This window comes from Undibacterium sp. TC9W, assembly GCF_049339865.1.
Taxonomy (GTDB): Bacteria; Pseudomonadota; Gammaproteobacteria; order Burkholderiales; family Burkholderiaceae_D; genus Undibacterium.
The window spans coordinates 89,451-103,016 of sequence record NZ_JBMPPJ010000021.1; the positions used below are offsets into that span (position 1 = coordinate 89,451).

The 13,566-nt window shown below is 52.4% G+C and carries 14 protein-coding genes; 11 read left to right on the forward strand and 3 right to left on the reverse strand.

Annotation, left to right across the window (positions count from 1 at the left end; all coding sequences use genetic code 11):
• Positions 1-73 precede the first annotated feature (73 nt).
• Positions 74-982, forward strand: coding sequence for a LysR substrate-binding domain-containing protein (locus tag ACO0LN_RS23950; RefSeq protein WP_422978177.1), 909 nt, complete (start codon positions 74-76; stop codon positions 980-982).
• Here ACO0LN_RS23950 and ACO0LN_RS23955 read toward each other — a convergent pair.
• Genes ACO0LN_RS23955 through ACO0LN_RS23965 form a run of 3 tightly spaced genes read right to left on the reverse strand, consistent with a single transcriptional unit; the run spans position 979 to position 2,993 of the window.
• Entirely contained in the window at positions 979-1,851 is an 873-nt protein-coding gene (locus tag ACO0LN_RS23955) for an AraC family transcriptional regulator (protein ID WP_422978179.1), read from the reverse strand. The two genes, ACO0LN_RS23950 and ACO0LN_RS23955, sit on opposite strands and share 4 nt — an antisense overlap.
• A gap of 26 nt (positions 1,852-1,877) precedes the next feature.
• Entirely contained in the window at positions 1,878-2,348 is a 471-nt protein-coding gene (locus ACO0LN_RS23960; RefSeq protein ID WP_422978181.1) for a GyrI-like domain-containing protein, read from the reverse strand.
• 33 nt (positions 2,349-2,381) lie between these two features.
• Complete coding sequence (locus ACO0LN_RS23965; protein WP_422978183.1) at positions 2,382-2,993, reverse strand: GyrI-like domain-containing protein; 612 nt, start codon at positions 2,991-2,993, stop codon at positions 2,382-2,384.
• A 99-nt stretch (positions 2,994-3,092) separates the two neighbouring features.
• On the opposite strand from ACO0LN_RS23965, the gene ACO0LN_RS23970 reads away from it, so the two are divergent.
• The 10 genes from ACO0LN_RS23970 to ACO0LN_RS24015 all read left to right on the forward strand — a co-directional run bounded on the left by ACO0LN_RS23970 (position 3,093) and on the right by ACO0LN_RS24015 (position 13,081).
• Positions 3,093-3,635: a GNAT family N-acetyltransferase gene (locus ACO0LN_RS23970; protein WP_422978185.1), complete on the forward strand. Its 543-nt coding sequence runs from the start codon at positions 3,093-3,095 to the stop codon at positions 3,633-3,635.
• Positions 3,636-3,874: 239 nt separating this feature from the next.
• Positions 3,875-4,609 (forward strand): hypothetical protein, encoded by a 735-nt coding sequence (locus ACO0LN_RS23975; RefSeq protein ID WP_422978187.1) that lies wholly within the window; start codon positions 3,875-3,877, stop codon positions 4,607-4,609.
• Between the two features lie 70 nt (positions 4,610-4,679).
• Positions 4,680-6,377 (forward strand): OmpA family protein, encoded by a 1,698-nt coding sequence (locus ACO0LN_RS23980; protein ID WP_422978189.1) that lies wholly within the window; start codon positions 4,680-4,682, stop codon positions 6,375-6,377.
• Between the two features lie 5 nt (positions 6,378-6,382).
• The gene (locus ACO0LN_RS23985) at positions 6,383-7,180 is read left to right on the forward strand and encodes an ABC transporter permease (protein ID WP_162061095.1); all 798 of its coding nucleotides are present in this window, start codon (positions 6,383-6,385) and stop codon (positions 7,178-7,180) included.
• A complete protein-coding gene (locus ACO0LN_RS23990; protein ID WP_422978191.1) occupies positions 7,162-8,076 on the forward strand; it encodes an ABC transporter ATP-binding protein in 915 nt (304 codons plus the stop codon). The genes ACO0LN_RS23985 and ACO0LN_RS23990 overlap by 19 nt, the downstream gene beginning before the upstream one ends.
• Positions 8,077-8,111: 35 nt before the next feature.
• Positions 8,112-9,005 (forward strand): hypothetical protein, encoded by an 894-nt coding sequence (locus tag ACO0LN_RS23995; RefSeq protein WP_422978193.1) that lies wholly within the window; start codon positions 8,112-8,114, stop codon positions 9,003-9,005.
• A gap of 33 nt (positions 9,006-9,038) precedes the next feature.
• Positions 9,039-9,896 (forward strand): hypothetical protein, encoded by an 858-nt coding sequence (locus tag ACO0LN_RS24000; RefSeq protein WP_422978195.1) that lies wholly within the window; start codon positions 9,039-9,041, stop codon positions 9,894-9,896.
• Positions 9,897-9,984: 88 nt separating this feature from the next.
• Positions 9,985-10,701 carry a PspA/IM30 family protein gene (locus ACO0LN_RS24005; RefSeq protein WP_422978197.1) on the forward strand — a complete coding sequence of 239 codons (717 nt, stop codon included), beginning with the start codon at positions 9,985-9,987 and terminating at the stop codon, positions 10,699-10,701.
• A gap of 74 nt (positions 10,702-10,775) precedes the next feature.
• The gene (locus tag ACO0LN_RS24010; protein ID WP_422978199.1) at positions 10,776-12,605 is read left to right on the forward strand and encodes an ATP-binding protein; all 1,830 of its coding nucleotides are present in this window, start codon (positions 10,776-10,778) and stop codon (positions 12,603-12,605) included.
• 26 nt (positions 12,606-12,631) lie between these two features.
• A complete protein-coding gene (locus ACO0LN_RS24015; protein WP_422978201.1) occupies positions 12,632-13,081 on the forward strand; it encodes a TerB family tellurite resistance protein in 450 nt (149 codons plus the stop codon).
• Positions 13,082-13,566: the final 485 nt, after the last annotated feature.

Genomic DNA, 13,566 nt, shown 5'->3' on the forward strand with positions numbered 1-13,566 from the left:
ACTGTAGATTGTTTCCATAATGTGCACTAGATAGTAAAATGTCTTCATTAAGTATCCAGATTGGAAACATTGTATGGACAGACTCGATGCCTTTCGCGCTTTTGCCCTTTCCTGGCAGCATGGCAGTTTTGCTGCGGCTGCGCGTGAAATGGATGTGACGCGCTCACAGGTCAGCAAGCTGGTGGCCTCGCTCGAGGCAACTTATAACGTCAAGCTCCTGAACCGTACCAGCCGCGCTTTGTCATTGACCAGCGCAGGTGCCGAACTGCATGAATACGTGCGCTCTATCCTGGCATTGTCAGATGAAGTAAGCCTGGCCCTGACCGAAAGACGTACCCAGGCTGTTGGCAAGCTGGTGGTGAATGCACCCATGAGTTTTGGTACCATCATGCTGGCACCGCGCATGAGTCAGTTTTTGAAACAGCATCCGCGTGTTGAATTGCGCATGGACCTGAACGACCGCATGCTCAATCCCATAGAAATGGGTTTTGACCTGAGCCTGCGCATCGCCCATGTGAGTGATTCCAACCTGGCAGCACGCCGCATCTGTGCCGTGAAGCGTTCGCTGTATGCCAGCCCAGCTTATCTTGAACAACATGGCATACCCGAAGAGCCAGCACACCTGGCCCAGCACAGGTGCCTGAATTATGGGCATAACCTGACCGGGGCGGAATGGCTGCTCAGTGATGGCCGTAGTGAAAAACGCGTACGCGTAGGCGGTGCCCTGTGTTCGAATAATGGCGAGATGCTGGCGCAAGCCGCCGCCGATGGTCTGGGCATAGTCTTGCAGCCGGATTTCATCACCCAACAATGGGTAGCGCGGGGTGAACTGGTCCAGATACTCTGTGAGTGGCAAGAGGCTCCGCTGATCAGCCTGTATGCATTGTATGTGCCGTCCAGCAGGTTGCCCATGGCGGCCAGGGCCTTCATTGATTTCCTGGTCAGGGAATTCAATGACGAAGCGCTTTCACCATTCGCTTAACGCAAGGGCATGTAGATATTTGTCAGTAGATCTGCCGGTGCAGTTTCACGCGGGTTGTTCAGGTATTCTTCAAACGGCGGCGCATCGTCTATCTCTTCACCGGATGCAGGTAGCCAGACGCCAAAGAACCAGCGATATACTGGTTGCATGTCCGAGTAGGGGCCTTTGTAAGTAAGCACGGCATATTTGCCACCGCGCAGCTCCGTCAAAGACAGGGGTTCTTGCAATGCCTGTTCCGGCAACGCCTGAGGCGCGCTGATGCAGGCTTTTGAGCGCAGCTTGTCCTCATCCACTGTCATTGCATCATCGTAGTAAATGCCTATCCAGCGCGTGTCTTTACTGAACAATTGTCGTGAGGCTGCGCAGCCATTCAGGATATCAAAGGTCTTGCTGATGCTCATATAGCTGCCGGTATTGTCTATGCTTAGTAATTGCACCGGGGCTATGCTGGTGATTCTGACCGGGAAGTGCAGGTCAGCACTGAGTTCATCTGGCAGAGGGAATTGCTGGTGGCTGCCTTCCTTGCGGTAACGCGCCGGTGGTTGCCCATACACAGACGCAAAAATACGGGTGAAAGATTGCAGGTTGGGGTAGCCGGAAAATTCTGCGATTTTATCTATCGTCATATCGCTACGCGCCAGCAGGGTTGCCGCTCTTTGCAGGCGCAGGCGTTTGACGGTTGCCACCACGCTCTCGCCATGGATGGCACGGTAGATGCGGTGCCAGTGGTAGGGCGACATACAGGCAATTTCGGCCAGCTTGTTCAAATCCAGGTCTTCATCCAGATGCGCATGCAGGTAATTGGTGACGCGGGAAAGGCGGCGTTCATAACTGATTTGCAGGGCTGGATTGGTGGACAATGCGGACATGCTGGCCTCATGTAATAAAGTGGCGCTTATTTTATACCGATGTAGATCGCCGCCTGAGTTGGCCCCTGATACTCTTCAAAGTCAGTCAGATAGCTGCGCTGGTATTCTGCCTGACCCGAAAAATATGACCAGACCTTGCCCCAGCCCTCTATGATGGCAGCAGGCATTTCACCTTCACATTCAAACACCATATAGCGCCCGGCAGCAATGCTGACATTGGCCAGTTCTGCCGACGCTGCCATGACGGCGACACCGGCAGTCACGTTAAACAAGCCATTCGCATCACTCTCATAATTTGAATACACGCCATAGATTTTTCCATCGCCAGTTTTCGCTGGCAAGGTCTCAGGCAAATTTTTGGCAAAGAATTGCCCCCACATAGGACCTATCTTGCCAGTAGCATTATCGGCTTCATCAGCATTGCGGGTGCGTACTTGCAGGCCACTGACCTGGAAGCTGCTTATTTCTACAACTTTTTCTACGATTTTTGTTTGCATGTTTTTATCCTGTTCTTGAATTGTTGAGGGGTCTTACTTTTTCATGGGTTGACGGATGATGGTCTTCCAGTTTCCTGGCGCTGCCTTACGTATGTCACTGAGATAAATCTCATGATGCTTGCCTGCCAGCTCGCCGTGGGTATTGATGTACTGATGCAGGCGGTCTATAGTCGGCCCTTCTTCGCTGAAAGGGCCTTTGTGCAGGATTTGTGCGCAATGCCCTTCATTGAAACTTTCAAAACGTAGATCCTGCAATGCTGGCAGAGTTTTTTTCTTTTCTGCTGCAACGATGGCGGCTGCTACCATCTCTGCATTGATAAATTCGGGCTGCATGATCATCATGGTCCATTGCCATTCGCTTTTGCGGTCCGCAACAAATGCTGCCATGTCCTCGGCCCACCACAGACCTTCCAGCGGCATGACGGCATAATCAATTGCCGCGCTGCTCTTCCTGACCATGAACTTGAGGGTGTAAGCTACGGTAAACAGGGCTTCCACAGCTGCCGCATAATGACTGGATGAATTTGGATCACCCTGGCCATCTATCATGAGAAAATGAAAGTCAGGTACATCCACTTCAGCCACCACAGTGGCAGATGCCTGATATACAGATTTAAATTGCTTCTTCAAATCCAGCTTATCCATGATTAAGAAATGCCCTAGTCAGCGAGGTGCTCACCTTAACATGAAGGGATTTGACAAATCTTGCGGACTTGCATTGCCAGGTCTGGAAAAGGAAGAGTGATGAATGACAATGTGAAGATACGCTGTGCTACGGAAGCCGACATCACCGCCATGCAGGCCCTGATCGCCCGCTCGGCAATACAGCTTAGCGCATCCTTTTATACGCCTGAGCAGGCGCAGGCCTTGTTGACACACGTGTTTGGTGTCGATACCCAGCTCATCCATGACCAGACTTATTTTGTCATCGAAGAGCAGGGTAGCATGCTGGCTTGCGGCGGCTGGAGCAAGCGCAAGACCCTGTTTGGCGGTGACCAGGCCAAGCAGGGTGTGGATAATCTGCTTGATCCGGCTAACGATGCGGCACGCATACGGGCTTTTTTTGTCGAGCCCAAGGCCGCGCGCCGTGGCCTGGGCAGCCTTTTGCTCGAACATTGCAGCACCCAGGCACAGGTGGCGGGATTCAGGGTATTGGAGCTGGCCGCGACCATGTCCGGTGAACCGCTTTACCTGGCTTGTGGTTTTACGGTATTTGAGCGCTTCGATCTGGATTTGCCTGGCGGCGTAGTTGCACCATTAAGTCGCATGCGCAAGCAACTGGTTTAGCTTACTTGCCATTGGGAAATTAAAATAGCCTGTAGAAAAGTATATTGTGAAATAGCTATTGAATTTCCGGTGCAATCCCATACATGGTGCACTACTCGCGCAATGGACAGATGATACTGTGTTCTCCCAGAGACAAATAGCCGGTTTTCAAGCGACCGGCACATGCAATCAAAGTGGCAATTTATGCCAGCCTGTTGTATCTTGTTGCACACATAGATTTTTCTGAAGAGGTAATTCGCGTGAAAGGTATCCTGAAGTTTCTGGCTGCTGCCAAGCTGGTCGAGTTATCTGATGAAGAAAAATTGAGATTGCATGGTGTGGCGCCGGGCGACGAACTCCTGATAAACCAGGCTGCCAGCGAATTTACTGATGAAACTGCGGCTACCAATCCGCCGCCATTGCCAAACACCAGTGATGCTGGCACTTCCTTGGCCCCACCTATCAATTCACCCATCGCCTACGCGGCGGCTGATGTCGCCGGTGGTAAATCTTTTGAAGATATCTTCAAAAGCGCCCAGATACCAGATTCCCCTTTCCCGGCTGAACGCCTGCTCAGGCTGCTTGACGGCCTGCGCGCCATGGATGAAGCCACCCGCAAGGCAGCAGTGCATGCCATGGATGCGGCTGACGATAACTGGACTATCGACGATTCCATCATCGATGCGCAAAGAAAAATCGCCGCACTGGAAGACTATCAAAAAGCACTTGAATCGCAGCTCACCGCCAACCAGCAGCAGGTGATTGCCGAAGTCGCTGATTTGAAGGCAGCAGAAGAAAGAGCCGTCACAGAAATCCGCAAGCAGATCGCTGAAATGGAAAGACTGCTGGCACGCGAGATACAAAAAACCGCAGAACAGATCACCAATCTGGAAGGTGGTCAAAAAGCTGCGCAGGAAAACTGTGAGCGCGAAGTGAAGCGCCTGCAGACAGAAGTAGAAAGATTGCGCGAAATCCCTGCGCAATTTTCACACTGAGTTCTGAACAATCCAGACCGAACTTGCACCGACCTCACACTGACTAACAACACATCATCAAGGAATGACCATGGCTACAGCTAGCCCTCTTGCTAAAGGACTTATTGCAGTGATTATCCTCGGAGCCGCAGGCTCTGCGGCCTGGAATCTGGCACTCAAGGACTGGTGGGCCAACCGGGCTGATGCAAAATCCGGTACGACAATTTCCGCCAGTGCACCTGCAAGCGGCAAAGCCAATGGCGTGACGCCTTCTGGCAAGCCTGCTCCTGCGCCAGTATCGGGCAGCGGGCCACTCGGTTCTAGTGGCAATCCCTTGAAGGTCAGTATCGTCAGCTTCCATGGTTATGCACCTGCGCTGGTTGCCAATGGCAACAGCCTGACTACCCAGCCCAATTCTGTATATGCAGCCAAGGGCGTGAATATGCAATTCGTCATCCAGGATGACATCCCGGCGCTGGCAACCGTGTTTGAGTCTGGCGCTGCGCAATGCGCGTGGCGCACGTCTGACTCCTGGGCGCAGGAACAACCTAATCTGCGCAATGCGGGTCTGGATGCGCGTGCCGTGATGGTCGTTGATAATACCCAGGGTGCTGACGCTGTCATCGCCAAAGACGGTAGCATACGCACAGTGGAAGACCTCGCTGGCCATTCGGTCGCCGTACTGCAGTTCACCCCTTCGCATGGCATGCTGATTGATGCGATAGAAAATTCTTCGATGACTGCGCGCAAGAAAGAAAGCGTCAAGTTTGTCTTCATCAATGCTGATGAAGGTACGGCTGGCGTGCGCGCTGCGCTGGAATCAGGCAATGTCGATGCAGCGGCTCTGTGGGACCCTGACTTGTCACTGGCACTGCGCAATGTCAAAGGTGGCCATGTCGTGTATTCGACCAAGACTGCTACCAACCTGATTTTTGACATCATGGTGTGTGACAGCCGCGTACTGGCAAAAGAAGAAAACATCCCTGTCATCCAGAAATTTGTGGAAGGCTGGATGGAAGGCGTGACACAGGCAAGAGCAAAACCTGACAATGCCGTCGAAGCCCTGGTGAATACGGAAGAATTCTTCAAACTGCTGGCCAAGCAGGAAGGCAAGCCTTTCATCAAATCCCTGTTCAATAACCTGGTATGGACAGGTCTTGAAGACAACGCCCGCATCCTTGGTCTGGTCGGTGGCACCAATCACTATGACCGCGTATATCGCCGTTTTGATGCGATCTACCGTGCGGCGGGTGCATTGGCTAATCCAAAATCGCCAGTCGTCAATCCGCAAGAAAGCTTTGACTACCGCTTCATCAAGGCCATGCTGGCCAAGAATACTGCAGTGGAAACAGCGGCAGCCAAACCGCAATACCAGTTTACAGAGACTGCGCAAAAAGTGGCTACTCAACAGGCAGCCAGCGTCACCAAGCCAGTCACCGTCGGTTTTGCTACCGGTAGTGCTGAACTGACGAAGAAAGCCCAGCGCGTCGTTGATACCGAGATGGTGCCCTTCATAGAAAACAATGGCAGCGCTTATTTTGAAGTCAGTGGTAATAGCGATGGCGTTGGTGCGCGGGACTCCAACCTGCGCCTGTCGCAGGCACGTGCTGCGGCCGTGGTGAAGTATCTGAATGAGCAATGGGAATTCCCTAAAGCACGTTTCAAGATCGTTGGTAATGGCCCTGACAAACCTTTGTGTAATGAAGCTAATCCGGCAGCGGATGGCCTGGCGCTGGAAGATTGCCGCGCCCTGAACCGCACTACCCGTATCGGCGTTTTTGCACGTTAAGCATCATGACGACATTCTGGAATCCCTATGCCGTCATGTCGCCTGGCTTGCGGCGCCAATTGGGCATCGCATCTGTGGCCACGGTACTGGTGTTGTGGGCTGTGCTCGCAGCATCAGGCGCGGTTAGTCCGACAAGATTGCCATCGCCGTGGGCAGTGGCACAGGCCATGCTCTACCTGTCATGGAATGAGGGTAACAGCATGTTGTTCAATGCCACCCTGTGGTCGGCTGGCCGGGTATTTGCCGCCGGCCTGCTGGTGATCGCGATCGGCATCCCTGTCGGTGTCATGATGGGCGCGGCACCGCGTTTGAATGCCTTGCTATCGCCACTGATTGACCCTTTCCGTTCTGCACCAGTGGTTGCCTTGCTGCCTATTCTCGTCATGTGGCTGGGTATAGGTGAGGTGATGAAGATCGCCTTCCTGTTCATCGGTGCGGTAGTGTATCTGGTGCCCATGGTGCGCGATGCCATACAGGCTGTGCCGCAAAGCTATTACATCAGTGCCCGTGACCTGGGTGCCACGCCTTGGGAATGCATCACAAAAGCCGTGCTGCCCATGGCCATGCCGCGTATTGCTGACGCTGTGGTGGTCAGTATTTCGGTCATGTGGACTTATATTACCGTGGCTGAATACGTTAATGCCCGCGAAGGCCTGGGGCAACTGATACAGAATGCGCGCCGCTTCAGCGCCATGGATCAGGTGTTTGCCGGCATCATCGTCATCATCGCCCTGGCACTGGTGACTTACCAGTTGATGCGCCTGTTGAAAAGAAAACTCTATCCATGGGAAACCTCGCAGTGAATATGGATACCAAGACGGATACCAATACGGATACTATGGCAGACACCAGCCCGGCAAGCACAATGACGACCAGCACCGACATCAGCCTGCAACTCAATGAAATCGTGCAGGAATATGCCAATGCAGATGGCCCTGTGACCCGCGTGATTGATGGCATCAGCCTGTCTTTTGACAAGCCCACCATCAATATGCTGCTGGGCCCATCAGGCTGTGGCAAAAGTACTTTGCTGCACATGATGGGTGGTGTGCGTCCTTTTGGCGTGCAGTCACCCACCTCCGGTTCTGTGCACATCAATGGCGAAGTCTGTGATGGCCCACATGATGATGCCGTCATGGTATTCCAGCGCTACGCCAACCGGCCAGACCTGACCGTTTATGAAAATGTCGCTTTCCCGTTTCGTCTCGGTTTGTGGAAGAAAAAATTCCCCGAAGCTGAATGGAAAAAACGCGTAGATGACATGCTCGAAGCCGTCGGCCTGACAGACAAGAAAAACCTGTCGTCCGCACAATTATCCGGCGGGCAAAACCAGCGCGTCGCTTTGGCACGGGCACTGGTGTTGCGGCCACGTATCCTGCTCATGGATGAACCTTTCGGCGCACTCGATGCACAGACCCGTGAAGAAATGCAGCAACTGCTGATTACCCTGCACAAGACCAGCCCCTGCCTGATCGTCTTCGTCACGCATGATGTGACTGAGGCCCTGTTGCTGGGTGACCGTGTCATCGTGCTCTCTACCCAGCCCGCCAAGATTGCGGACGACTTTGAAATTACCGAGAGCCGCCCGCGCTCAGCCGTATGGCAGCGTTCTACCGAGGCAGTCACCATGCAGGAACGTGTGCTTTCCCAATTACACAAATTCAGCGCCGGACGCGGTACGCTCAGAGTCACCATTTGAAATAACGAATTGAAATAAAGAATTGAAATAAAAACGTGCAGATCAAACAAGTTTCATATGTGAAGGAAATGCTGTACAGCCAGGGCAATATCTTTGCCGTGCTGGGCACGGTCGCCGCTAGCGTCTTGATATCCATACCTTATGGCTTCAATGCCGCGCTGATACCTCTGATAGGCCTGGTGGCCGGTGAAACCATTGCCGCCATGTTTATTCCGTATTCAGAAAATTTCCGCGCTGCCGTCGATAAGAAATACCGCGAGCAGGAGAGGGCCGCTTCCAGACAGCACTTCCTGGAAGAAATCCATAAGCGTGAAGGCATAGCCTTCAAGGTATTTGGCTCCATGGATGCCTATCAACGCATGCTGCAGCATGTCGCTTCACTTTACCAGTATGCCAGCGACAGCCGCACCAGTCTGTCCATGAACGATGTGGAAAAACTTGATGATGCCACCCTCGATTACCTGAGCATGTGGCTGGCATTGACGGTCATAGAAGAGCGGGCCAATTCGGTCAACATGAAAGAAGTGGAAACGCGTTTGGAACGCATAGACCAGGATCTGGCAGATATCAAGCCGGGCATGGATCAGTTGCAATTGCAAAAGGCGCGCAATGATTATCTTTCCCTGATCACGCGCCAGCGCCGCATGTTGAGTCGCAAGGCGGCGATAGAAGCCGCCATCATTTCCATGCCCGACCAGATGGATGAAATTTACCAGACCATCATGACCGCACCGACTTCATCCGATGTTGATTCCAAACTCGCAGAATCGATAGCCAAGCTGGGGCTGGAAGAAGACCTGGAAGCTGAACTCGAAGGTGCCTTGCGCGATACCATGCCAGTAATTTCGCAAGAACTCGAAAACCGCAAGCAAAGCCGTGTTGCAGCCGGTGTGAAAGTACAGCCGCAGGCACAGAAAAATACACAGTAAAAAATATGCAGTAAACACTGGAAAGCGAAGATCATGGAATACAGCATCATCACGCAGGAAGATTTACAGGGGCTGGCAGATTTCGAGCTGGCACAGTCAAGGGTAAAAAATGCGCTGAATCTCGCTGGCGCAGAAGGTGCGGTAGGCTTGCTGCGTTTCTTTGCCCGTTATACCAGCTGGAATGGTTTTTTTGGTTCTGGCGTGGCCTCACTTTCTGGCAAGATAGGCCGTTCGCGCACCATGTTCGTCGATCAGACCGTTGCAGAGCGTTTGCTGAATGACCGCAGTGTCTTTATCGCGAGTTTTTTCTTTGATGCTGCGCGTGATGAATTCGATGACCGCGATACCGAATATCGCGATACCCACCGCTGCCTCGCGCAGGCAACCCTGGCTGGTTTACTGCGTTACGCACGTCAGCGAGGCTATGCCGCTTCCACTGCAGATCTGAATAAAATGCTCAACGAGCCCGCCTGGTTAAAGACCCTGAATGCCAAGGTCGCGCAGGGTTATGGCAATGGCAGTGAAGACAGCAGGGACACCATCATGGCAGCGATAGGCTACCATCTGGGTTCAGAAATTCTGGCGGACCGCGAGTTCTCGATGATAGATGAATACCTGCGCAAGGAACAAAAAGAAGTGACACGATTCCTGAAAAAGGCCAAGCAGGAAATCGCCGGTCAAAGCCATCCATGTTATCAATGGTTGCAGATACATAGTGGTCATGGCGGCGCAGCCGAGGCTGACCATTTTGAATGGGCTACCAAGGGTGCAGAACTGGCATTTACCTATAGCCCCAAAAAAGAACATGCAGCCATGCGTGCCAGCCTGGATCATGGCTTCCAGACTTTTGCCAAGCATCACAAAACTTTTTTCGAAGCGATAGTTCGATAACACGATCAACTCATGATCAACTTATAGCCAATTCAAGCTCAATTCACGCTCAGTTCACGCGTAGTTATTTACCTAAAAGAGGATCAACATGTCTGACAGTAATTTCATCGCCCGCTTATCCAATCTTTGGTCAGGCTTCGTCTCATTGTGGATTACCGATGTGGAAAAACGCCACCCGGAAATCGCCTATCAGAATTCCATCGATTCCATGATCAGTAAATATACCAAGCTCAAGGCGGCGACCGCTGCCATCATACGCCGCCGTCAGGACGTAGAAGCGCGCCTGAAGGCGGAGCAGGGGGAGCTGGCATCCATCACTGCCGATCTGGAAGGTGCAATAGCCACCAACCAGGATGATCTCGCAGTCGTGTTAATACAAAAGAAAAATGCCCTGGATGCCAGCGTCGCAGCCTTGCAGGACGACATGAAAATCGCCCAGACCGATGCTGACGATGCCAAGGACTCGCTGCTGCAAGTCAAAGGCGAGATCGATAAACTCAAGGCAGAAAAAGACCGCATGCTGGCGCAGATGCACAGCGCACAAGCACGGGTGTCGATACAGAACCAGCTCGAAGGCCTGTCTGTGGATGCCGAAGTCAAGGCGCTCAGCAATGTGCGCGACCATATCAAGAACACCGTGGCTGAAGCCAATCTGGGTCAGGAATTGCGCAGCTCTGACCTCGACGTACGTTTGGCCAAACTCCGCCAGAGCAGCGGTGCAGTAACAGCCAAGCAGCAACTCGAAGACATGAAAAAAGCCCGTGCTGGCCAGGCAGAAGCCAACAGCGGTGGCAAGACCATGTAATTGGTTTTGGCAAGGCTTGTCAACATCCGGCATCACCAGTGAATAATTAAAGCGAAGAGACAGAGCAGACATCCATGAGCGAAACTGGCACTAGCAAGCGCACGCTGCCCGTCTGGGCAGAACAGCTTAGACAGAAATATCTGGCAGGCGAAGCCTCGGTCTTCGTCTTGTATGGCAATGTATTTGACCGCTACCTCGTCGATGGCGTCGCCCATGGCATGACTGAGTTCCTGTCCCAGGTCCTGCTGAAGGAAAACAAAAACCGCATCATGGAAATCAGCCTTGACCGCGGTGTACGTTTCCTGCAAGGTGCAACGACAGAAGAGAAGGAAGTCTTGTACGGCTATTTGGCTGACAAGGGTTTGCCGGGCATCTTTGAATCGGTAGAACGCCGCATGCGTGAACATGCTTCGAATGCCGTGATCTTCCCTTATGCAGGCACCATCTTCCCGAATGGCGACCCGCAAATGATGTCGCTGGAAGACCGCATCGCCTTCACCACCCTGCATCGCTGGTCACTTGATGATGCACTGGCGCAAAAAGACAATGTCGTCATCCTGCTGTGCGAGTCACTGGCTGAAATCAATCAGGCCATCATGTCCAATCCCAAGGTGGCGGCAGTAGAAGTGCCGATACCGCAAGAAGCTGAACGTGAAACGGCAGTCAGGCATTACGCCCCCAGGATGGAAGAACAGCAAGTCAAATTGCTGGCCAAGCAAACTGCTGGCTTGCGCTTGATACAGCTGAGCAGCATCGTCGCGGCAGAAGGCCCTCAAGGCTTGCGTGAAGCAGAACGTACCAAGCTTATCGCCAGCCTTTTGCAAGGCCAGGCCAATGCAGAAGACCGCGCAGCAAAACTATCAGCCATCACGGCCGGCATGACACCGGAAGAAATCGCCCATTTGATAGACCCCGGCAAGACCTTATCGGTAGATGTCGATATTGACCCCTATTCCGAAATGATGGAAATAGTACGCAAGCGCAAGCGCGAACTGATAGAAAAAGAGTGTGCTGGCCTCATCGAGTTTATTGAACCCAAGCATGATCTCAGTGCGGTCGGTGGCAATGAAAACATCAAGACAGAATTGATGGAAATTGCCAAGGCCATCAAGTCTGGCGACAAGGCAAGATCACCCATGGGTTTGCTGGCAGTTGGGGCGATGGGTGCAGGTAAAACCTTTGTCATCAAGGCATTCTTGAAAGAGGCTGGATTATCGGGCGTGAGTCTGAAAAATTTCCGCTCCAAATGGGTGGGTTCGACTGAAGCCAATCTGGAGCGTGTACTGAACGCAGTCAAGGCCATGGGCCCTATTGCCGTGGTCATCGATGAAGGTGACCGCAGCTTTGGCAAGCAGGGCGATGACTCTGACGGCGGTACTAGCTCACGCGTGATTGCCCGCCTCAAGGAGTTCATGTCTGATACCGAGAACCGCGGCAAGGTCTTGTTCATCCTCATGACCAACCGACCGGACAAGCTCGATACTGACATCAAACGCCCTGGCCGCCTCGACAGGAAAATCCCTTTTTTTTATGCCGACACTGCCACTGAACGCGCTGACATCGTCAAGGCCATACTCAGTCGTTACGACGTCAAGTGTTCGATAGACTGGGCCAACACGCTACCAGTATTTGATGTCTTGCGCGGTTATTCGAATGCCGATCTGGAAGCAGTAGCCTTGCTGGCGCTGGAATTTGCCAAGCGTGGTGACGGTGAAATTACGTCAGCAATTTTCAAGATGGCCGTAGCTGACTTTATGCCACCGCAAGAAACACAAATGATCGCCTTCATGGAAATGCTGGCCGTGTTTGAAACTTCACGCCGCTCCATGTTGCCTGACCGCTTCAAGAATATGACACCGCAAGAAGTGCAGCAGCAATTGCAAGTCCTGCGCAACGCGATTTAAATTTTATCCATATCCAGGAGAAAACCATGTTTCCATTTTTCGCACCGCAATCCCTGAGTGATAGCGCTGTTATCGCTGCCAGCAAAATCATGTTGCAGGTAGCAAAAACAGATGGCATCCACCCCGCGGAAGTTGCCCTGATCAAGAGTTTTTACGAAGGCAGCATCAGTGCGGCAAGCCACCCTTCTTTCGATGAAGTATTGGCTGCATCTGCAGATTACACACTGGCAGCTACAGATTTTTCTAATGAGCAAGAACGTGAAATGGTCGTGGCATTGAGTGTCATGACAGGCTTCGCCGATGGTACATTCAGTGATGCTGAAACAGCGACAGTGCGCGCCATTGCTGCCAGTTTGAATGTCGCACCCGCTCGTTTTGATGAAATCAATGAAACCATCAAAGACCACATGCTGGCACAATTGTCCCATTTGCCAGATGCCGGATCAGTGGCTGTAGTGGCAAAAGAATTGGGCTGATTATTTTTCTATATCGCATGCCTGCTGTTGCATTCTGCGCTTAAAGTCCCTCCAGTGAAAGCTTGGAATGGTGATGGGTATTCGTAGCAATTTCATTGCCTTCAATTGATCGAAGTCCATCTCCATGCACAAAACTGAGGGCTGGATGTATGAGCTCACACCCGAAGTAAGCGCATGGCCGTAAACGCAAAAAGCCCACCAAGGGTGGGCATTCCATTCATTCCGGCAAACTGACAATAACCTATGCTATCTGCATAGTGCCACTGTTTGGTGCATCACCCGTGCTATCTGCGCGGTGCAATGTGGGGGTGTTTGCCTGTTCCTGCTGGTCCGCTATAGTTCGGTCCACGACAGGAGGTACCACGAATGAGATCCTTCAACACTTCACTACACCATTTCCCGGTTCGCATGTCATGCAAATCCAGCCGGTGAGAATGAAGGCGCTTTGGAGTAGGCTGAGCTTACTCTGCGGTCTTGTGCACAGG